Consider the following 21,333-nt stretch of genomic DNA (forward strand, 5'->3'; position numbering starts at 1 on the left):
ACATTTATTTTTAATTTCATTAGTAGATAGTCAATGATTGTGCCAAAGCACTAAAAACTGACAAAATGTCATTTTTTAGTAGTTAGTCGTTAGTGATTAGTTGTTAGTCGTTAGAAAGCGACAAGATACTAACTACGAATGACAAGTGACGAATAACTAAATACTAATTTCTAAATACCAATTTTCCGTCGAAAGCGTCTAAGAGTATGGTGCTGTCTTTGTGGATATTGCCACTTAGTATTTCTTTAGAAAGGCGGTTGAGCACTTCCTTCTGAATGATACGTTTTACAGGACGGGCACCAAACTGAGGGTCAAAGCCTTTTTGTGCTAAGTAGTCTACCGCTTCGTCGGTGGCATCTATAAGAATACCTTCTTTAGCTACCATTTTGATAACTGCATCGAGTTGTAAACGCACGATACTGCGGATATTGTTGGCGTTGAGCGGTGTAAACATTATGATGTCGTCAATACGGTTCAGAAACTCAGGACGTACTGTCTGTTTGAGCAGTTGTAGCACTTCGTTTTTAGAGGTTTCAATAGCGCGCTCAGTGTCATTGGCGTACTTGTCGAACGCTTCTTGAATAAGCTGACTACCCATATTAGAGGTCATAATGATAATGGTATTTTTGAAGTCGGCAGTACGACCTTTATTGTCGGTTAAGCGTCCTTCGTCTAACACCTGCAAAAGAATATTGAAAGTGTCAGGGTGTGCTTTTTCAATCTCGTCTAACAAGATGACAGAATACGGACGGCGACGTACGGCTTCGGTTAGCTGACCACCTTCTTCGTAACCTACATATCCTGGAGGCGCGCCTACCAATCTGCTTACAGCGTGTTTCTCTTGGTACTCACTCATATCGATACGCGTCATTGCGTTTTCATCGTCAAAGAGGTATTCAGCCAAGGCTTTGGCAAGTTCCGTCTTACCGACTCCTGTAGTACCTAAGAAAAGGAATGAACCTATAGGGCGACGAGGGTCTTGCAAGCCTGCACGGCTACGGCGTATGGCATCTGATACCGCTTCTATAGCCTCCTCTTGACCTACTACACGTTTGTGCAATTCGCTTTCGAGTTTTAATAACTTTTCGCGTTCGCCTTGTAGCATTTTCGATACTGGTATGCCTGTCCATTTAGCTACTACCTCAGCTATATCTTCAGCTGTAACCTCTTCTTTTACTAAGCTATTAGCTTCACTTTTGTTGTCTAAGTTCTCTTGCAAAGCAGCCAATTTAGCTTCAGCTTCTTTTATTTTGCCGTAGCGCAACTCAGCCACTTTTCCGTAATCGCCTTCGCGTTCGGCTCTGCTCGCTTCTAGTTTGTACTGCTCAATAGCTTCTTTGGTGGCTTGTACCTCATCAATCACGCCCTTTTCGCCTTGCCATTTAGCATAAATAGCGTTGCGTTCTTCTTTCAGGTTAGCCAAATCTACGTTGAGTATTTTGAGTTTAGCCTCATCATTTTCGCGTTTGATAGCCTCAATCTCTATTTCGAGCTGCATTATCTTGCGGTCGAGTACGTCTAACTCTTCAGGTTTAGAGTTGATTTCCATACGCAGTTTAGCAGCCGCCTCGTCCATTAGGTCGATGGCCTTGTCGGGCAAGAAACGATTGGTGATGTAGCGTTCAGAAAGCTCTACCGCTGCAATGATAGCCTCGTCTTTGATGCGCACCTTGTGGTGAGTTTCGTATTTTTCTTTGATACCACGAAGGATAGAAATAGCACTTTCGGTATCAGGTTCTTCTACCATTACTTTTTGGAAACGACGTTCTAGCGCCTTGTCTTTTTCGAAGTACTTTTGATACTCATCGAGGGTAGTAGCCCCAATAGCACGTAGTTCACCACGAGCTAAAGCCGGTTTTAAGATGTTGGCAGCGTCCATAGCACCTTCGCCACCACCAGCCCCTACAAGGGTGTGGATTTCGTCAATAAACAAGATGATGCTACCGTCAGAGCTGGTTACCTCTTTCACTACCGATTTGAGTCGCTCTTCAAACTCACCTTTATATTTGGCTCCTGCGATAAGGGCACCCATATCGAGCGAGTAAATTACTTTGTCTTTAAGGTTTTCGGGTACATCGCCTTTTACGATACGGTGTGCCAAACCTTCGGCGATAGCAGTTTTACCAACCCCTGGTTCACCTACCAGCATAGGGTTATTTTTGGTTCTACGCGAAAGGATTTGTAGCACGCGGCGTATCTCCTCATCACGACCAATCACAGGGTCGAGCTTGCCACTATCAGCCAGCTGATTGAGGTTTTTAGCGTATTTGTTAAGCGAGTTATAAGTATCTTCAGCCGATGCGGAAGTTACTCGTTCGCCTTTGCGCAGCTCTTGAATGGCTTTCTCCATTTCTTTTTCGCTTACACCTTGGTCTTTGAGGGCTTGTGCTATCTTGCTATTACTTTTGAAGATAGCTAAAAGCAAGTGCTCTAACGATACGTATTCGTCGTTCCATTTTTTTGCGATGTTAGCCGCTTCGTTGAGCATAGTATTGGCTTCGCGAGAGATGCCCATACTACCCCCCGTTACTTTTGGAAAAGACTGTAAGGCAGCTTCTAAGTTTTTGCTGAGCTGTTCGCGGTTGATGTTCAGTTTTTTAAAGAGGAAAGGCAACACGTTTTCGTCTACTTGCTCGATAGCTTTAAAGAAGTGTTCGCATTGCAATTCCTGATGCCCGTATTGTTGGGCAATTTGCTGAGCGGTTTGTACCGCTTCTTGCGCTTTGATAGTAAATGTATTGAAGTTCATATTAAATTCTTTTTTAGGGTTCAACAATCTCGCATAGGGTAAGGCAATAGTTGTGCCAATGCTTAATAACTGACAAAATGACAGTTTTTGGTGACAAAATGACAGTTTTATGATTTTTGTAGATAGTTTTTCTGTTTTTTGGCTGTTAGTTAGTTGTTTCTACTTTGTGGGTTGTTCGGTGTTTCTGTATTGTTCTTATATCGTTCCTGTATCTGAGCTAAAGGGAAGGGATAAAAGAAAAAAAGACTGTCTGAAAAGTTTTCAGACAGTCTTTTTTTAATTGACAATTGATAATTAGTTGAAGAATTTTTCTTTCACTTTATCTACATAATCTAACTTTTCCCAAGTGAAGAGTTCTACCTCTATCTTCTTAGTTCTGTGGTAAGGTGATGAAAACACTTTAGTTACTACCTTAGGGGTGCGACCCATATGTCCGTACGAAGCGGTTTCGCTATAGATAGGGTTGCGCAGTTTCAGGCGTTGTTCTATATCGTAAGGGCGTAGCGGGAAGATTTCTTGTATCTTCTTAGCTATTTCGCCATCGGTTAGCTTTACTTTGGCTGTGCCGTAGGTATTTACGTACACACCGGTAGGTTCAGCTACCCCTATGGCATAGCTGACTTGCACCAATATTTCATCAGCAACGCCAGCTGCTACTAAGTTTTTGGCGATGTGGCGCATAGCGTAGGCAGCACTACGGTCTACCTTGCTAGGGTCTTTGCCTGAGAAAGCACCCCCTCCGTGAGCACCTTTACCTCCGTAGGTATCGACTATTATTTTGCGTCCTGTTAGTCCGGTGTCGCCGTGAGGGCCTCCGATAACGAAAATACCTGTAGGGTTGATATGGTAGATGATGTTTTCGTCGAAGTAAGGCGCATACTGAGGGTATTTCTTAATCACACGAGGGATAAGTATATTTACTATATCCTCTTTGATTTTCTTAAGCATTTTGCTTTCTGTATCAAAGTCGTCGTGCTGGGTTGAAATTACTATGGTATTTACGCGCACAGGCTTGTTATCATCGCTGTATTCTAAGGTTACTTGGCTTTTAGCATCAGGGCGTAAGTAGGTTATTTCGCGGTTTTCGCGGCGTATTTCGGCTAACTCTCTTAGCAAGGCGTGCGATAGGTCTAAAGCAAGCGGCATATAGTTGTCGGTTTCGTTTACCGCATAGCCAAACATCATACCTTGGTCGCCAGCCCCTTGTTCTTCAGGCTTGCCGCGCTCAACGCCTTGGTTGATGTCAGGCGACTGCTCGTGTATAGCTGATAGCACCCCGCAAGAGTTCGCTTCAAACATATATTCGCTTTTGGTATAGCCTATTTGTTTGATAACGTTGCGCGCTATTTGCTGCACATCAATGTAAGTGTTTGATTTTACTTCGCCAGCAAGAATTACCTGTCCAGTGGTTACGAGGGTTTCGCAAGCCACCTTAGAGTGGGGGTCGAAAGCGAGGAAGTTGTCGATAAGAGCATCGCTAATTTGGTCAGCGATTTTGTCAGGGTGTCCTTCAGAAACGGACTCAGAGGTAAAAAGATATCCCATTGTTATATGTGATTTGTAGAGGATAATTAGCACTTAATCAATGGGGTACTACTAAAAAAGAAGTAATAAAAGATTACTGTTTTAGCATTTTTTGGGGAGTACCCCAAGAGGTTGCAATCAGTACAAATTTGTCCTCTTGTTATTATTTTCGGGGCAAAGATAATGATAATTTGCTAATTAGCAAGTATATAATTAGCAAATTATCATTATTCAGAAAAAAAGTAGTTGCTCGATTACAGTCCGATAACGATACCTACGTGAGGTACTAAGCCCGAACTGAAAATACTTTTATCTTTTTTGTACAATACGTTATAGCTTGCACCTATTTGCAAATAGGTATTATTGCTCAATTGCTGCATATAACCTCCGCCGAGGTAAAGGGCGTCTTCTTCGGTGTTATGGGTGTAACTAGTGCTTTTGTTCTTGAGCGATACAAAATAGTGTTGAAAAGAACTACTCAGATAGGCTGCTCTTCCGATATAATAGGCTAATGAAGGGCCTACCCCCAGAGAGAGGCTGCGGTAGTACTCAGTGTGTTGTAGAGAGCCGTTTACATTGAGGGCGAGCTCTAGATCATTCGTGATTTTATAACCTATACGGGGTGATAAATCTAAACTCAAACCGTAAGTGGTAAAGTTGATACCTACATTACCGCCATAGGTTATAGGTGAGTTAGCACTACTTTGGTAAGCAGGCGACAAGATGTTAGTACTCTGCGCCATAGCCAAAGAGGTCAGCGTTAAAAAAGCAAGGCTAAGAAAAAGTTTTTTCATATTGATATATTTATTTGTTACTAAAAAGTTATTTTTAAGCAAACTTCATTGATTTGGTAGGTGAAATTTTGGTGATAATATAAGTAGGTATTAACAACATCAGCAGGCAGAGCAGTAGCACCCCAATGTTTAAACATACAATCCACATAGGGGTAAAGGCTATAGGTACTTCGCTTACGTAGTAGGTGGCAGGGTCTAATTTTACAAGGCTGTAACGCTGCTGTAGATAGAGCAGTGCAAAGCCCAGTACATTGCCCCATAGCAGTCCTAATCCAATGATATAGGCAGCGTTATAGAGGAATATTTTGCGAATACTTTTATCAGAAGCCCCCATACTTTTGAGGGTGCCAATCATAGGGGTTTTCTCTAAGATAAGTACTAATATAGCCGTTATCATATTGAAGCCCCCCACGATAATCATAATGCCGATAATGAGGTAGATATTGAAGTCGAACATTCCTAACCATTCAAAAATAAAAGGGAATTTCTGAATAATGGTCTGCGAATCGAGGTGGTAATTGGTATGGGCATAGACTTGTTTACCTATATTTTCTATTTGGTTAAAATCACTGATGAAGAGTTCGAAACTGCCGATTTCGTCAGCTTGCCATTTGTTTATTTTCTGTATTTGACGCAGGTCGGTGAAGATATAAGACGCATCAAACTCTTGGAAACCACTGTTGTACAAGCCTACTATTTTGAAGCTACGTTGGTTAGGGGCTTGTGCTGCCTCGTCTTTTAGGAAAATAGCCTGACAGCGGTCGCCTAATTTTAGGTGCAGACGATTGGCTAAATAGGTAGACATCAGTATCTCATCGGTAACCTCTGCACCATCAACCTTAGGTACACGCCCTTGGGTGATAAAGTCGCGCATCAGCGACCAATCGTAGTCTTTTCCTACCCCTTTAGCAAGGATAGACTCGTAGGTATCGGGGGTACGGATAATGCCCCCTTTAGTAGCTACCGCCTGAATGTGGGTAACCTGTGGTACGCTTTTAAAGTTAGGATAAAAATCTTGGTTGATAGAGATAGGTTTGATAGAAACTTCAGAGGCATTATTGTCATAATTAAAAATTTGTATATGCCCGTGAAAGACTACTAACTTCTCCCGAATCTTGCGCTGCAAACCGATACCAGTGGCAATAGCGATGAGCATCATCACCATTCCAACGGCAATTGCAGCTACTGCCATTTTGATAATTGGTGAAGATATTGTACTTTTGTCGCCTTTTGAGAAAATAACTCTTTTCGCTATGAAAAATTCAACATTCAATTCGATAATCAATTTTAGAAGTGCCAAAATTACACTTTTTTTCTTATGTACGCTCATTTCGTGCAAAAATAATGGGCAGCAGTCGGCTACTACTATTGAGAAAAAAGCAGAGAAACACAGTAAGGAAGTAGTGGTGGGGGCTAACCGTATGTATCTGTATATTAAAGATTTGCAGGATAAAAATATAGGGGTTGTCACTAACCAAACCGGCATCGTAAAGACCGAAAAAGGCAAGTATGTACATTTGGTTGATACGCTGCTAAAAAAGAAAATAAAGCTAACTAAAGTATTTGCTCCTGAGCACGGTTTTAGAGGAGAAGCCGATGCTGGCGAAGTGGTAAAAGATGGTAAAGATACCCACACAGGGCTGCCAATAGTATCGCTATACGGCAAAAATAAGAAGCCTACTGCCGAGCAGCTAAAAGGTATTGAGCTGATGCTCTTTGACCTGCAAGATGTAGGAGCCCGTTTTTATACTTATATCTCTACCTTGCATTATGTGATGGAGGCTTGTGCTGAGGCGCATATTCCGCTTATTGTTTTAGACCGCCCTAACCCTAATGGACACTACATTGATGGGCCTGTGTTGCAGCCCGCTTTCAAAAGCTTTATCGGTATGCACCCTGTGCCAGTAGTCTATGGAATGACCATAGGCGAGTATGCGCAGATGATTAATGGCGAAAAATGGCTTGCCAAGTCAGTTACAACCGACTTAAAAGTTATATCGCTTGCTAATTACACCCACCAAACGGCTTATAGTTTGCCGGTGAAGCCATCGCCTAATTTGCCTAATGAGGCTTCAGTTAATTTGTACCCCAGTTTGTGTTTTTTCGAGGGGACGAATGTTAGTATGGGGCGAGGCACTAATAAGCAGTTTCAAATATACGGAGCTCCTTACTTTGATAAGACCGCGTTTCACTTTACGCCTAAGCCCAATGCCGGCGATAAAAGTCCGAAGTTTAATGGCAAAGTATGTTACGGTGAAGACCTGAGCAAGACAGCCCCCTTATCACAACTGAATTTGACGTGGCTAAAAAAAGCATTTGAGCAAGGGAAAGGCGTTAAAACATCTTTTTTTACTGCTTCTTTCAACAAAATAGCTGGCAACGACCTACTGAAGAAACAAATCACTGAGGGGAAAACTGAGGCCGAAATACGCCAAAGCTGGCAGAAAGACCTCGATAAATTCAAAGAAATAAGAAAGAAATACCTATTATATAAATAAAAGTTGTATCTTTGCACCCTCACTCACTATAAAATGACAAATACAGGAAAAATTGAACTAATGGCACCTGCGGGTAACTTTGAGTCGCTACAAGCGGCGATAGACAACGGTGCTGACTCAGTATATTTTGGGGTAGACCAGCTGAATATGAGGGCAAGGGCGAGCATCAACTTTACTATTGCTGACCTTGATGAGATAGCACGCCGTTGTGCCCCTAAGGGTATTCGCACTTACCTCACCCTCAATACTATTATTTACGATCACGACCTTTCTATCATCAAAACGCTGCTCGATGCTGCTAAAAAAGCTGGGCTTACAGCAGTAATCGCTATGGATCAGGCTGTAATTGCCTATGCAAGGCAGATAGGGATGGAGGTGCATATTTCTACCCAGATAAATATTACTAATATAGAAACCGTACGCTTCTACGCGATGTTTGCTGATACGATGGTGATGAGCCGCGAGCTGAGTTTGCGACAAATCAAAAAGATATGCGAGCAGATAGAAAAGGAGCAAATAAAGGGGCCTTCGGGCAATTTGGTAGAAGTAGAAATATTTGGACACGGAGCCCTCTGTATGGCAGTGTCGGGCAAGTGTTACCTAAGTTTGCACTCGCATAACTCATCAGCTAATAGAGGGGCTTGTAAGCAAAACTGTCGGAAGAAATACACCGTAATTGACCAAGAGAGCGGTTTTGAGATAGAATTGGATAATGAGTATATGATGTCGCCTAAAGACCTTTGCACTATAGACTTCCTTGACCAAGTAATCGATACGGGGGCGAAGGTGCTAAAAATAGAAGGTCGTGGGCGCGCGCCTGAGTATGTGGCTACCGTTATCCGTACCTATCGTGAGGCGATAGATGCTTATTACGCAGGTACTTATAGCAAAGATAAATTTGAGGGGTGGATAGAAGCCCTTAAGACAGTGTATAATCGCGGGTTCTGGGGTGGTTATTATTTAGGACAAAAACTCGGCGAATGGAGCGAGAACCCAGGCTCTAATGCTACCCAAAAGAAAGTGTATATAGGCCAAGGTAAGCACTATTTTCCTAAAACAGGTATAGCTGAGTTTGCTATTGAGGCTTTTGATATAAAGATAGGCGACAAGCTGCTTATCACAGGGCCTTCTACAGGAGTGCAAGAGCTTGAACTAACAAGTATGATGGTAAATGACGTCCCTGCCGAACGCGCTAAAAAAGGAGATTCGTGCACCATCAAAACTGATTTTAGAGTACGCTTATCAGATAAATTGTATAAAATAGTGAAGAATTAGTCGTTAGTAAATTAGTCGTTAGTCGTTAGAAAGCGACTTGAAGATTAGAGATTAAAAACTAATATGCTAAAGGCTAACGACTAGAGACTAACGTACTAACGACTAGAGACTAACGACTAAAGGCTAACGACTAATAAATGGTAATAGTAACTTTACAACGTGAGAAGTGTATAGGCTGCAACTACTGTGTGGAGGCGGCTCCTGAGCAGTTTCAGATGTCTAAGAAAGATGGTAAGAGCGTGCTACTGCGTTCTACTGATAAGAAAGGGTTCTTTACACTGAAGAGTTATGATGATAGTATTTATGAAGATTGTGAGAAAGCCCAAAAAGCCTGTCCTGTGAAGATTATAACTACAAAGAAACTTTGAGTTTTTTTTATAATAAGTCAAATATCAACGAAAATATATAACCAATGAAGAAAATAATATTATTAGCAGTATGTTTATTAGGACTGTGGAGTGCAAAAGCACAATACATAGGCATCAAAGGAGGGTATAATTACGCTACCCTAAGCGGTAATGTGAATAGCGATAGTAGTGTAAATCCTTATCACGGGTATTATGCAGGTCTTACTCTTGAGTTTCCTCTCTCTAAATTATTCTCTCTACAGATAGAAGGCATCTATAACAGACGCGGCGCCAATATAAGAAATAGTACTTATGGTAAGGCAAAATTAGCATTAGATTATCTATCAGCTCCTGTATTGGCACGCTTTAATGTAGGGAAAGGTATTAATCTGCACGTAGGGCCTCAATTAGAATATCGCATTGATAAACCTAACTTCTATTTTGATGGTACAGACCCTGTAACCCGTGTAAAAGACGATGCTATTGATATGATAGATGGAGCACTGACTGCTGGTATAGGCTATACTACCCAATCGGGTTGGTTTTTTGAATTGCGCTGGGTACAAGGGCTTACCAATATATTTGAAAGTGATAGTAGTTTAAATCACGTACCTTTCAGTACTGATTATAATTTTAAGAATAGAACCCTCTCATTAGGAGTAGGATATATATTTTAAGCTCTGAAAAAAATAATTTTCATTTTCGTATTAGGTGTTTTATTAGGTTGCGAAAAAGAACAACGCACTAGAAACCCTTATTTAGGTGAATTTCACTTTACCTACACTATCAATATGAACTTACCTCTGTACAATTCGTTAAAAACACCGATGAGTACAGTTTTTGTACCTTACGGAGGTATTAAAGGTTTTTTTGTAACTTATAACGGTAGTTCGTATTACGCTTGGGAGGCAGCTTGTCCTAATCACGTTGCTAATACTTGCGAGCGGTTGCATTGTGCTTCGAAGTCAGGAGGAGGGAATACCTTTGAGCGTTGTGATGATACTAATACCCATTCGTTTATTTTTGTACAATGTCCTTGTGATGGCACTGTGTATAATCTTGTGAATGGAAGCCCTATTGCGATAGACAAAGTGACTTCACCTTATCATATGCTCTATTATAATGTTTCAGTAGCAGGTAATATTTTAACTATTAGTAACTAATGCTTTCAGAACGTTTTGAAAATACTAAACCCATCACTTTTATCATCGTGCTTATGGCTCTGTTGATAGGTGATGGGTTATATCAATATGAAATTTTACAAATAGCTCCTTTTAATAGTCCGCATACTACTACACTGATTATCACTTTTGTACTATTTTGGTTTTCTTTATTACTTTTGCACCAAATAGACCGGTGGAATGAGCTAACGGAGACAAAAAACTGTTATTCGATAGCTTTTTTTAGTATTTTTGTAGTGCTTTTTCCATCTCTTTTTCAAGAAGTAAAACTAGTAGGGGCTAACTTCCTTATAATAGCTGCTTTATGGCGGGTGCTTACGCTAAAAACAGGAGAAGGTATCTCACAGAAATTGTTTGATACCTCCTTACTTATTGTTTGTGCTGGGATATTGCACCCTTGGGCACTTATTTTCTTATTAAACATCTGGATTTCATTGCTTTTCTACGGAGCTCAGAAGCGCCGTTATTGGTTTATACCTCTTTTAGCTATTCTCATCGTAGGTATATTGTTAGGAGCAACGCTTATCCTTTTTGATTACACTTCTTTTTTGAGTGACTATTATCAGAAACTCTACACAGATATAGAGCGTCTTTTAGTTTTTCCTTCATACCCTTTGCCTACTTTAGTAGCATTAGGCTGTTTAGGACTTTTGTTCGTAGTGTCGCTGATAGTGTATTATTTCAAGACTACCTATCATAGTATCAGCTCCCTTGTAGTAATTCAGTTTCTTTGGGTAGCCATAATAGTAGCCATAGTTTCTAAAGAAGTGCTCTACTGTTTTGCGCCTATAGCTATTATTTTTGCCCTTTACGTGGAGAAAATACGTATATGGTGGCTAAAAGAGACTGTGCTATGGCTACTACTCTTACTACCCGCTGCGCTACTTACCTTACATTTTATCACCAAAAGCTAAATCGCCAGCATCACCTAAACCAGGTACTATATAACCGTATTCATTTAGATTAGGGTCGATAGTGGCAATCCAGAGATGAGTGCTTTCAGGGAATTTGTCTTCTAAATATTCTATCCCCTGTTGAGCACCAATCACAGCAAATAGGTGTACTTCTTTAGGCTTTCCTAAAGGAGCTAAAGCATTGTACACATTAGCAAATGAGCGCCCTGTAGCTAACATAGGGTCAGCTAAGAAGAGTACTTTTCCTTCTAAAGAGGGCGATGCTAAATACTCTACCATTATGTCGAAATCAGTCTCAGAGGTATGTTTTCTATAAGCCGATATAAAAGCATTATCGGCATTGTCAAAATAATTCATCAGCCCCTGATGGAGTGCTAATCCAGCACGCAAGATAGAGCATATCACTATTTCATCTTTAGGTAGTTGTACTTTCTTCTCGCCTAATGGGGTAGTGATAATCTCACTGCGATAATGCAAGAACTTACTCATCTCATAGCATAATACTTCACCTATTCGTTCCAAATTTTTACGGAAACGCATACGGTCTGATTGAATATTTACATCGCGGAGTTCTGCGATAAAACGATTAAGTACTGAGGGTTCTTCACCCAAATGGTGTATAATCATTGGCTTGTTAATATTTTAATTGTTTACGCCCCAAAGGTACAAATAATTTGCTGATTAGCAAATTAGTAAATCAGTAATTTTGAAAAATTGGCATATTATTTGTCCTTTATTCAGTACAAAATATTTAAAACAATAATAATGTATGAAAAAGAACTTAGTTAAACTATCGGCTATTATTGCATTAATGCTACTCACCACAGCAACTTATGCTCAAGAGTTTCACATAGGAGCTAAAGCAGGGGCTAACTTAGGAAAGATAGCAGGGGTTGCTTATAAAGATAATTTTAAGTTGGGCTATCAAATAGGAGGATTTCTAGAATTTGACTTTACTGACAAATGGGGATTGCAGGGCGAAGTGCTCTTTAACCAAAGCAATACAGAGATTCGTAATAGTTACAAACAAGTGTGGGACGAAAAGTTTAATAAGAACAAAACGCTGGATTATGTGAGTGTGCCAGTATTATTGAAGTATAATCCTAATGAATTTCTGTCGTTACACGCAGGGCCTCAGTTCAGTTTTTTAACTAATAGTGAGGATAGCACTTGGGAGAACGGTAAGAAGCTTTTTAAAGACACGGACTTCTCTATAGTAGCAGGCTTAGAGGTGAAAATATTAAATCCTTTGTATGTGTATGGTAGGTATGCGTGGGGGTATTCAGATATCAATAAAGCCCTTTCTGAAAAGGCAACTTTACAACAAATTCAAATAGGTGTAGGGTTGCGGTTCTAAATAAAAATATAAAAAATAGTATAAAAAACTTTTTGTTATTGTAAAAAAGCATTATCTTTGTCCTAAAATTTACCAACAGAATTAGGATGATGAAGATAGAAAAGTTATATAGAATTCTATTAATAAGGTTTTTATTTGTATTAACCATTATATTTTTTCAATTTGCTGACGGACAAACTATAGAAAATGTTCTTACTTCCACTAATTTACATTTTGCATTAGATAATTTTCAAGAAAAGGAAATAGTTCGTTTGTCAGTGCCTGAAGGTATAACAACAGTAGAAGTGGAAATTACACTCCCTTTAGGGGTAGAATACGCTGAAGGTACTGCTGTTATAACAAAAGGAGAGGCTAAAATAATACAAAAAGCAGGAACTTTACTTTCTCAACCTACATTTGTAGTTACTATTAACAAGAGTAACACTATTACTTTTGAATTTAATAGGGAAGTAACTTCTCGGGCATTGCTTCTTAAAGGAGAACTCAAAGATACTGTAAAATTAAAAGTTGGTGAGCGCTTGTATGACACAAAGCTTTCTAATAGCTATTACTTGCACTCACCATCTTTGCTTTTACAACCTTCGACTATAGTGTTTGATAAAAAAGATGGTGAACATAATGATTTTTTCGTACTTAGCAATACGGGTATAGGAGGGGTTAAAGATATTTATTTTTCAGTAGATTACCCTGAAGAAGTGTCTCTTATAGATTTAAAATATAAAGGGAAAAAGATACTTCCTATAGGAGTAGTGCCTGCAGGTTATGCTAATGCAGGAGCTCCTTTGTACAGGGTAGAAGGGACATTTTTTAACGAAAAGAAACATAGAATAGTAATATATGAGCATTATATAGTAGCAAATTGCCAAGCGAATTGTCCTATAAAGTATGCAACTTATTGGGGCGATAATACATTGCGTTTTTATGAAACGAAAGAGGAGACAAAGTTACTTCATCCGAAAGAGGAGCCTACTGTTATCACGCTTTCAGATGATACTTATACTCTCACAACTAGCGAGAGCACCACTACTACCGCTACAACTGTCGGTAGTGTCTTCACTAACGACCGCCTAAACGGAAAACCTATTGATATCCAAAGAGTAATCTTTAGCTTATTACCGCAATCTGCACCTAATACTTTTGTCATCACTAAGGACGGCAACATCATTGTCCCCCCTCATACTCCAATAGGGCGCTACACCTTAAATTACCGTATTTGTGATAACTCTCAAAACTCAAAAGACAAGAACTTTAAACCTGTTTGTCAGACAGCAACCATAACCATTGCAATACTACAATCAGTAACACCCTCAGCTACAACTACTCTAACAACTGTTACAAGCACCACTGTCACCGCTACTATTACCCCTACCGTTATTACACTTTCAGACGATACCTATACTATCACAACCACAGAGAGCACCACTACTACCGCTACAACTGTCGGTAGTGTCTTCACTAACGACAGTATGAACGGAAAACCTATTGATATTCGAAACGTAATCTTTAGCTTATTACCGCAATCAACTCCTATTTCTTTCGTTATTACTAAAGACGGCAATATCATTATTCCAGCTCAAACCCCTATAGGGCGCTACACCTTAAATTACCGTATTTGTGACAACTCTCAAACCTTAAAAGATAAGAACCAAAAGCCTATTTGTCAAACAGCAACCGTAACCATTGCAATACTACAATCAGTTACTACCCCAACTACAACTACTCCAACAACTGTTACAAGCACAACCACTCCGACAGTTATCATACTTTCAGATGATACCTATACCCTCACAACCACAGAGAGCGCTACTACTACCGCTACAACTGTCGGCAGTGTCTTTACCAATGATAGTATGAATGAAAAACCAATAGATATCCAAAAGGTAATCTTTAGCTTATTACCGCAATCTACTCCTAATACTTTCATCATCACTAAGGACGGCAATATCATTGTCCCAGCATCAACCCCTAAAGGTCGCTACACCCTAAACTACCGTATCTGCGACAACTCTCAAACCTCAAAGAACAAGATTCAAAAACCAATCTGTCAAACAGCAACCATAACCATTACAATACTACAATCAGTTACTACCCCAACAACAGCTACAAATACTACTGTTACAGCTACTACTACCCCAACAGTAGTCACTCCAACAGTTATCACACTTTCAGACGACACCTATACCCTCACTACTACCGAAAATGCTACTACTACCGCTACAACTGTCGGCAGCGTCTTTACTAACGATCGCCTAAACGGAAAAACTATTGATATTCAAAAAGTAATATTTAGCCTACTACCGCAATCTACTCCCAATACTTTTGTGATCACTAAAGACGGCAACATCATTGTCCCACCTCATACCCCAATAGGGCGTTACACTTTAAATTATTGTATTTGTGATAACTCTCACCCCTCAAAGGACAAGAACCAAAAGCCTGTTTGTCAAACAGCTACTGTGACTATTGCAGTATTACAATCAGTTACTACCCCCACCACGACTACTCCAACCACTACAACAAGCACCACTGTCACTACTACCACTACGCCCACAGTAGTCACTCCAACTGTTATTACCCTTTCAGACGACACCTATACTATCACAACCACACATAGCATCACTATTACCGTTACAACTGTCGGCAGCGTCTTCACTAACGACAGTATGAACGGAAAACCTATTGATATCCAAAAAGTAATTTTTAGCTTATTACCGCAATCTGCATCTACCTATTTTGTTATTACTAAAGCAGGCAATATCATTGTTCCTGCTCAAACACCAATAGGACGCTATACTTTAAATTATTGTATTTGTGATAACTCTCAAACCTTAAAAAGCAAAAATCACAAGCCCGTTTGTCAAACAGCAACTGTGACTATTGCAGTGTTACAATCAGTTACTACCCCTACCACTATTACAAATACTACTGTTACCGTTACTACTACCCCGACCGTAGTTACCCCAACTATTATTACCCTCTCAGACGATACCTATACTATCACAACCACAGAAAGCACCACCACTACCGCTACAACTGTCGGCAGTGTCTTTACCAATGATAGTATGAATGAAAAACCAATAGATATCCAAAAGGTAATCTTTAGCTTATTACCGCAATCTACTCCTAATACTTTCATCATCACTAAGGACGGCAACATTATTGTCCCCTCTCATACCCCAATAGGACGCTATACTTTAAATTATCGTATCTGCGACAACTCTCAACCCTTAAAAAACAAGAGTCAAAAGTCTGTTTGTCAAATAGCAACCGTAACTATTGCAATATTACAATCAGTTACTACCCTAACCACTACAACAAGCACTACTGCCACCCCTACCGTTATTACCCTCTCAGACGACACCTATACCCTCACAACCACAGAGAGCACCACTACTACCGCTACAACTGTCGGCAGCGTCTTTACTAACGACCGTCTAAACGGAAAACCTATTGATATCCAAAAAGTAATCTTTAGCTTATTACCGCAATCAACACCTACCTCTTTTGTTATCACTAAGGACGGCAACATTATTGTCCCACCCCAAACCTCAATAGGGCGTTACACCTTAAATTACCGTATTTGTGACAACTCTCAAACCTTAAAAGATAAGAATCTAAAGCCAATTTGTGAAACTGCAACCGTAACCATTGCAATACTACAATCAGTTACTACCCCCACCACTACAACAAGCACCACTGTCACTACTACCACTACGCCCACAGTAGTTACCCCAACTGTTATTACCCTTTCAGATGATACCTATACTATTACTACTACCGAAAGCACCACTACTACCGCTACAACTGTCGGTAGTGTCTTTAGTAATGATCGTATGAACGGAAAACCCATTGATATTCAAAAAGTAATTTTTAGTTTGCAGCCACAATCTATTCCTACCTCTTTTGTTATCACTAAGGACGGCAACATCATTGTTCCAGCCCAAACACCAACAGGGCGTTACACCTTAAATTACCGCATCTGCGACAACTCTCAAACCTTAAAGGACAAGAACCACAAGCCTATTTGTCAAACGGCAACTGTAACCATTGCAGTGCTACAATCAGTTACTACCCCAACCACAGCAACAAGCACCACCGTCACCACTACTACTACCCCTACAATAGTCACTCCAACAGTTATCACCCTTTCAGACGATACCTATACCCTTACTACTACCGAAAGCACCACTATTACCGCTACAACTGTCGGTAGTGTCTTCACTAACGACCGCCTAAACGGAAAACTTATTGATATCCAAAAAGTAATTTTTAGCTTATTACCGCAATCAACACCTACCTCTTTTGTTATCACTAAGGACGGCAACATCATTGTTCCAGCTCAAACCCCTATAGGGCGTTACACTTTAAACTACCGTATTTGTGACTCAAAAAACAAGAACCCAAAACCTATTTGTCAAACCGCGACTATTACCATTACTATTTTACAAACTCCTGTTACCCCCACAGTCTCCGCCACAGTAGAAACGGATACTTCTTCTACTACCCAAAGTGCTACTAATCAGCCTATAGCGGTGCCAGACAGTGTTACTACTCCTATGAATACCCCCATACGTATCGCCGTGTTGGATAATGATACGCCCTATACTACCTCCCCAAAGATTGTTATTTTTCCAACAAATGGCGATGCTTTTGTCAAAGAAGATAACACGATACTCTACCGTCCCCGTGTGCGCTTTATAGGTACTGACTATTTTATCTATGAGCTATGTACGCCCTCCTCTCAAAGTTGCACCACTGCTACCGTTACGATCAAAGTTACTCACAGAGTTGTGCCAGATAATGCAATGTCTGCGAATGGTGATGACAAAAATGACTATTTCCATATCGTAGGAATAGAGAATTATCCTGATAATCAAGTGACTATATATAACCGTAACGGAGAAAAAGTCTTCACAATATCTCATTACGACAATCGTCAAAGAGTCTTCAAAGGAATTGTCGAGGGGGAGGTATCTCTGTCTAACACAGCCCACTTACCTCAAGACACTTATTTTTATTTAATAGAATATTATGATGAAAACCGGCAGTTACAACGCCAGATAGGCTGGTTATATTTAAAAAGGTAATAGAAAAATTTTCTATAGCCACTTACCCTATACAATAGATATACGAACAAGCCATCTACACCAAAGGATAAGCGAAGAAAAAGCGAAAAATAAGTGTCTAATAATAGGCTTAAAAACAGAAAAAAATACTACTTTTGCCCCATATTCAAATTTATCATCTTGAACAAACATTTCTATATAACGGCTTTTTTTGTATTTGCAGTACTCGCTGCGGTACTGTGGCAAGCTCCTATCTATATATATGGTGTGGGACTCCTCTTATATTTGGGCTTGCTCTCGTGGGGAGTGTTCGATATCCGTCTTTCCTACTTTATTCCTACTAAATACTGCCTAAAGGGGCGACCTTCTAAAACGGTTGTTCTCACTTTCGATGATGGTCCTTCAGCACTTACGCCTCAATTCTTAGACTTACTGAAGAAATACAATACCAAAGCCGTTTTCTTTTGCGTAGGCGAACAAATACAAAAATACCCCGAAGTGGTGCATCATATGAAAACCGAAGGACATCTTGTGGCGAATCATACGTTTAGTCACCAACCGCGAAACCTACTGCATACCCAACGACTTATAGACGAGATTAAACGCACTGATGCTGTCCTAGCAGAGTTAGGTATACACACTCCTCTTTTTCGCCCGCCTTATGGTATCACCAATCCTCCTTTAGCTCGTGCCATTCGCGCTACTCATAAAAAAACTATCGGCTGGGATATCCGTTCGTTAGATACGGTCATTACTGATGAAGACCGGCTTTTTAGGCGTATCACCCGCAAGCTCAGTGCCGGCAATATTATACTGATGCACGATAAATTCGAGCGCAGTCTGCACGTTTTGGAACGCTTATTGCAATATCTCAAAGATAACAATTATACAATAACTACAGATTTCTGATGAAAACTCTTTTCTTATTATTGAGCCTCTGCGCTCCTTTTTTCCTTATAGCCCAGCCCCTTACTGCCGAACAATCTGCCCAGTTCAAAGCACAGCTTATCGCTAAAACTCGTACGTTACAAACAATGCAAGCAGATTTCCAGCAGAAGAAACACCTCGATTTTATGAGCAAAGATATCGAGACCTTTGGCAAAATGGCTTTTGCTAAACCTTCACAACTCAATTGGCAATACACTAAGCCCTACCAATATCGTATTATCTTTCAGAAAGATAATATTACGGTGAATGATGCTGGTAAAGTATCACAAATAAAAGCTGATAACAAAGTTTTTAAGAAAATTAATCATCTTATTATCAGCTCAGTTACCGGTGATATGTTTGACGAGAAAGAGTTTACTATCAGTCTTTCGCAATCAGGCAAGCATACTCTTGTGAAGTTGTTGCCTAAAGATAAAACCCTGCTGAAGTATATACGCGAGATTAACCTTTATTTTGATGCCCAATATTTAGTAGACCGCGTGAAACTCATCGAACCTACTGCCGATTATACCGAAATTATTTTTACTAACAAAAAACTAAATACCTCTATTGATGAAGCGAATTTTAAAATATAGTCTGCTGTTACTTGTAGGCTGTTCTACGCCTTATCAACTCCCCTCACAATACCAGTTAGCACCAAAAACTACAGAAACGGTCAAGAATCCGCATTTTTCAGTAGGCGAACAATACCTCTATCGTGCTACTATAACGGCATATGGACATACTTTTAGCGGACTTTTAGCAGCTAAAATCACTGCTGATAACGCTTGGCGAGTGGCTCTCACTACCGATTTTGGCAATACTCTTTTTGATTTCGAAAAGAAAGAGGGTAGGGTAGAGGTCAATTATGCCCTTCCTGACCTCAATCGCAAAGTTATAATCAATACACTTACAGCCGATTTTCAGAAATTACTGCAAACTCATTTTGTTGTCATTCAAAAATATGTTGATGGCACTACAGAGGTACAACAGTGTAGCGTTGGAAGTGATATAGTTTATCTGTTTACTTCAGGCACTAACCTTTCTAAGCAGCTTAATATGAAAGCCAAAAACTTATACACAACCTTTACCTATACCCCTGATAATATAACTATAGAGCACCACACCCTTAAGATTCAAATAGTTTTAGAACCCATTCATAATTATTAATTGCCAACTTTCAATTGTTAAAGATGTTAAAAGATTTTTATACCCTCAATACCTTACAACAAATAGCAGCTAACACTTATCTTTGTACGCTAACCCTCAATGCTGAGCACCCTATATTCAAAGGTCATTTTCCTAATAATCCCGTTACACCAGGGGTGTGTATGATGCAAATCGTCAAAAACCTCACCGAGCAAATCACAGGTCACCAACTGCAGCTTACCCAGATGCTCAATGTAAAATTTACGGCGCTCATCAACCCAGAGCTTCATCCTTTCTTGCAACTTTCACTCAGTTTGCAAACCCAAGACGGACAAGTGTTAGTAAAAAGCGATACCTCATACGAAAACATTATAGCCCTAAAACTTACGAATAGCTATAGAATACAGTCATAAATAGTTCGTTTCCTTATCACATTATCTTTAGTGAAAAAAAATAGCTTAAAAAGTTTCACTATCTAAAATAAAAGAATTACTTTTGCGGGCAATTTTTAGAAAAACACAGTCCCAAAATATAACTAAAATAACAAATTAATAGTGGAAAAGGAAAGAAAGAATTTTACTGAGAAGAGTTATGAGAAGCTGAAAAATGCAATTCAAGAAATTGTAAATGAAGAAGATAGAAAAGATGTATACGTTTTGTCTCTCTGCTATACTTGTGATGATGAAGACTTGCGATTTCCTAAGGTTACACTGAGCTATAATACCCTTTCAAATGTAAAAGAAGAAAGCTATAATGCTGCATCAAAAGAAGATGCAAAGTGGAATTATGACTATTGGTTACAAACTGAAATTGAAACTATAGGAGGTAAGAAAGATAAACAACTCAAACAGTGGTTTGCTAAAACACCTTATTTTTATTCTGACGAAGAAAACGACCGTGCTATCGAGGAAGACGAAGAGTTATATGAAAAGATTCTCAAAAAAGGCGATAGATTCACTAAAGAATTTATCAAAGAGGTGATAGCACTTGCCAAACGTCTTATAGATGAAGGAGAAATAGAGAAGGTTTTCACACGTAATATACCTATTATTATTCACCAACAGGAATTTGAAGAAACTCCTATCCTTTGGACGAAAAAAGCCAACCCTACCAAACTTATCAAAGAGTTTTTAGACTACTTTGATGGAGATGATGAATAATTAAATAATTAGTATATAATAAAGAATTAAGCTGCCTTACTAAAAGCAGCTTTTTTTGTTCCCACTCGTCCCTCCCGTCCCACCTGTCCCACCTGTCCCACAATCGCCTATGCGTCTCGCATCCCAGCCCTCCCAGCCTTCTCAATCCTCCCATTCCTCCCAAAAAACTTCACTTCCCTAACCACTGATTTCCAACCACTTAACAATTTCCCTCAAAAAAACTTCAAAAAAAGTTGTCAAAAAATTTGCAGAATTAAAAAAACGCCGTACCTTTGCACCCGCAAATGAGACGATAAGGCTCTTGCAAGAAGAAACAACACGTACATTGACATAATGTTGTACAGCACAAAATAAGATTTAAAGAATCGAGTGAAACCTGAAGTCAATAACTT

Annotated in this window: 18 protein-coding genes; 13 read left to right on the forward strand and 5 right to left on the reverse strand. The window is 39.7% G+C overall.

The annotated features are described in order from the left end of the window. Positions 1-163 precede the first annotated feature (163 nt). From clpB to C8P65_RS03940, 4 genes are all read right to left on the reverse strand, one after another. Positions 164-2,749: an ATP-dependent chaperone ClpB gene (clpB, locus tag C8P65_RS03925; RefSeq protein ID WP_107781534.1), complete on the reverse strand. Its 2,586-nt coding sequence runs from the start codon at positions 2,747-2,749 to the stop codon at positions 164-166. A 294-nt stretch (positions 2,750-3,043) separates the two neighbouring features. Next, complete coding sequence (metK, locus tag C8P65_RS03930) at positions 3,044-4,294, reverse strand: methionine adenosyltransferase (RefSeq protein WP_107781492.1); 1,251 nt, start codon at positions 4,292-4,294, stop codon at positions 3,044-3,046. A gap of 233 nt (positions 4,295-4,527) precedes the next feature. Continuing rightward, the gene (locus C8P65_RS03935) at positions 4,528-5,067 is read right to left on the reverse strand and encodes a hypothetical protein (protein WP_107781536.1); all 540 of its coding nucleotides are present in this window, start codon (positions 5,065-5,067) and stop codon (positions 4,528-4,530) included. Positions 5,068-5,101: 34 nt separating this feature from the next. After that, positions 5,102-6,259: an ABC transporter permease gene (locus C8P65_RS03940; RefSeq protein ID WP_107781494.1), complete on the reverse strand. Its 1,158-nt coding sequence runs from the start codon at positions 6,257-6,259 to the stop codon at positions 5,102-5,104. Here C8P65_RS03940 and C8P65_RS03945 point away from each other — a divergent pair. The 6 genes from C8P65_RS03945 to C8P65_RS03970 all read left to right on the forward strand — a co-directional run bounded on the left by C8P65_RS03945 (position 6,216) and on the right by C8P65_RS03970 (position 11,282). Beyond that, a complete protein-coding gene (locus C8P65_RS03945; protein WP_245887311.1) occupies positions 6,216-7,565 on the forward strand; it encodes an exo-beta-N-acetylmuramidase NamZ family protein in 1,350 nt (449 codons plus the stop codon). The two genes, C8P65_RS03940 and C8P65_RS03945, sit on opposite strands and share 44 nt — an antisense overlap. Positions 7,566-7,598: 33 nt before the next feature. Further along, positions 7,599-8,840, forward strand: coding sequence for a peptidase U32 family protein (locus C8P65_RS03950; RefSeq protein ID WP_107781496.1), 1,242 nt, complete (start codon positions 7,599-7,601; stop codon positions 8,838-8,840). A 137-nt stretch (positions 8,841-8,977) separates the two neighbouring features. Beyond that, a complete protein-coding gene (locus C8P65_RS03955) occupies positions 8,978-9,208 on the forward strand; it encodes a ferredoxin (RefSeq protein ID WP_009391339.1) in 231 nt (76 codons plus the stop codon). Between the two features lie 44 nt (positions 9,209-9,252). Beyond that, complete coding sequence (locus C8P65_RS03960) at positions 9,253-9,864, forward strand: porin family protein (RefSeq protein WP_107781498.1); 612 nt, start codon at positions 9,253-9,255, stop codon at positions 9,862-9,864. A 3-nt stretch (positions 9,865-9,867) separates the two neighbouring features. After that, the gene (locus tag C8P65_RS03965) at positions 9,868-10,350 is read left to right on the forward strand and encodes a hypothetical protein (protein ID WP_107781500.1); all 483 of its coding nucleotides are present in this window, start codon (positions 9,868-9,870) and stop codon (positions 10,348-10,350) included. Further along, positions 10,350-11,282, forward strand: a complete 933-nt coding sequence (locus C8P65_RS03970) for a DUF6427 family protein (RefSeq protein ID WP_107781501.1) — start codon at positions 10,350-10,352, stop codon at positions 11,280-11,282. Before C8P65_RS03965 ends, C8P65_RS03970 begins: the two co-directional genes overlap by 1 nt. Here C8P65_RS03970 and upp read toward each other — a convergent pair. Next, the gene (gene upp / locus C8P65_RS03975) at positions 11,259-11,909 is read right to left on the reverse strand and encodes a uracil phosphoribosyltransferase (protein WP_009391347.1); all 651 of its coding nucleotides are present in this window, start codon (positions 11,907-11,909) and stop codon (positions 11,259-11,261) included. The two genes, C8P65_RS03970 and upp, sit on opposite strands and share 24 nt — an antisense overlap. A 142-nt stretch (positions 11,910-12,051) precedes the next feature. Here upp and C8P65_RS03980 point away from each other — a divergent pair, with 142 nt between their 5' ends. The 7 genes from C8P65_RS03980 to C8P65_RS04010 all read left to right on the forward strand — a co-directional run bounded on the left by C8P65_RS03980 (position 12,052) and on the right by C8P65_RS04010 (position 20,941). Beyond that, on the forward strand, positions 12,052-12,639 hold the full coding sequence (locus C8P65_RS03980) for a porin family protein (protein WP_107781503.1): 588 nt from the start codon (positions 12,052-12,054) through the stop codon (positions 12,637-12,639). A 284-nt stretch (positions 12,640-12,923) separates the two neighbouring features. Then, a complete protein-coding gene (locus C8P65_RS03985) occupies positions 12,924-17,726 on the forward strand; it encodes a T9SS type B sorting domain-containing protein (protein WP_146162912.1) in 4,803 nt (1,600 codons plus the stop codon). Between the two features lie 216 nt (positions 17,727-17,942). Continuing rightward, positions 17,943-18,614 (forward strand): polysaccharide deacetylase family protein, encoded by a 672-nt coding sequence (locus C8P65_RS03990; protein WP_425430558.1) that lies wholly within the window; start codon positions 17,943-17,945, stop codon positions 18,612-18,614. Further along, positions 18,614-19,228 (forward strand): flexirubin biosynthesis/transport protein LolA2, encoded by a 615-nt coding sequence (lolA2, locus tag C8P65_RS03995; protein WP_107781508.1) that lies wholly within the window; start codon positions 18,614-18,616, stop codon positions 19,226-19,228. The genes C8P65_RS03990 and lolA2 overlap by 1 nt, the downstream gene beginning before the upstream one ends. Next, a complete protein-coding gene (gene lolB2 / locus C8P65_RS04000) occupies positions 19,206-19,802 on the forward strand; it encodes a flexirubin biosynthesis protein LolB2 (RefSeq protein WP_107781510.1) in 597 nt (198 codons plus the stop codon). Before lolA2 ends, lolB2 begins: the two co-directional genes overlap by 23 nt. Before the next feature lie 23 nt (positions 19,803-19,825). Continuing rightward, positions 19,826-20,194 (forward strand): ApeI family dehydratase, encoded by a 369-nt coding sequence (locus tag C8P65_RS04005; protein ID WP_107781512.1) that lies wholly within the window; start codon positions 19,826-19,828, stop codon positions 20,192-20,194. Positions 20,195-20,335: 141 nt separating this feature from the next. Continuing rightward, positions 20,336-20,941, forward strand: coding sequence for a hypothetical protein (locus tag C8P65_RS04010; RefSeq protein WP_107781514.1), 606 nt, complete (start codon positions 20,336-20,338; stop codon positions 20,939-20,941). The last annotated feature ends 392 nt before the right edge of the window (positions 20,942-21,333 follow it).

The sequence above is a fragment of the Capnocytophaga leadbetteri genome (assembly GCF_003054025.1).
Lineage (GTDB): Bacteria > Bacteroidota > Bacteroidia > Flavobacteriales > Flavobacteriaceae > Capnocytophaga > Capnocytophaga leadbetteri.

Bases quoted from the DNA above. Each gene is read 5' to 3' on its own strand.
- clpB (WP_107781534.1), bottom strand. From the start codon at position 2,749: ATGAACTTCAATACATTTACTATCAAAGCGCAAGAAGCGGTACAAACC.
- metK (WP_107781492.1), bottom strand. From the start codon at position 4,294: ATGGGATATCTTTTTACCTCTGAGTCCGTTTCTGAAGGACACCCTGAC.
- C8P65_RS03935 (WP_107781536.1), bottom strand. From the start codon at position 5,067: ATGAAAAAACTTTTTCTTAGCCTTGCTTTTTTAACGCTGACCTCTTTG.
- C8P65_RS03945 (WP_245887311.1), top strand. From the start codon at position 6,216: ATGAGCATCATCACCATTCCAACGGCAATTGCAGCTACTGCCATTTTG.
- C8P65_RS03940 (WP_107781494.1), bottom strand. From the start codon at position 6,259: ATGGCAGTAGCTGCAATTGCCGTTGGAATGGTGATGATGCTCATCGCT.
- C8P65_RS03950 (WP_107781496.1), top strand. From the start codon at position 7,599: ATGACAAATACAGGAAAAATTGAACTAATGGCACCTGCGGGTAACTTT.
- C8P65_RS03955 (WP_009391339.1), top strand. From the start codon at position 8,978: ATGGTAATAGTAACTTTACAACGTGAGAAGTGTATAGGCTGCAACTAC.
- C8P65_RS03960 (WP_107781498.1), top strand. From the start codon at position 9,253: ATGAAGAAAATAATATTATTAGCAGTATGTTTATTAGGACTGTGGAGT.
- C8P65_RS03970 (WP_107781501.1), top strand. From the start codon at position 10,350: ATGCTTTCAGAACGTTTTGAAAATACTAAACCCATCACTTTTATCATC.
- upp (WP_009391347.1), bottom strand. From the start codon at position 11,909: ATGATTATACACCATTTGGGTGAAGAACCCTCAGTACTTAATCGTTTT.
- C8P65_RS03980 (WP_107781503.1), top strand. From the start codon at position 12,052: ATGAAAAAGAACTTAGTTAAACTATCGGCTATTATTGCATTAATGCTA.
- lolA2 (WP_107781508.1), top strand. From the start codon at position 18,614: ATGAAAACTCTTTTCTTATTATTGAGCCTCTGCGCTCCTTTTTTCCTT.
- lolB2 (WP_107781510.1), top strand. From the start codon at position 19,206: ATGAAGCGAATTTTAAAATATAGTCTGCTGTTACTTGTAGGCTGTTCT.
- C8P65_RS04005 (WP_107781512.1), top strand. From the start codon at position 19,826: ATGTTAAAAGATTTTTATACCCTCAATACCTTACAACAAATAGCAGCT.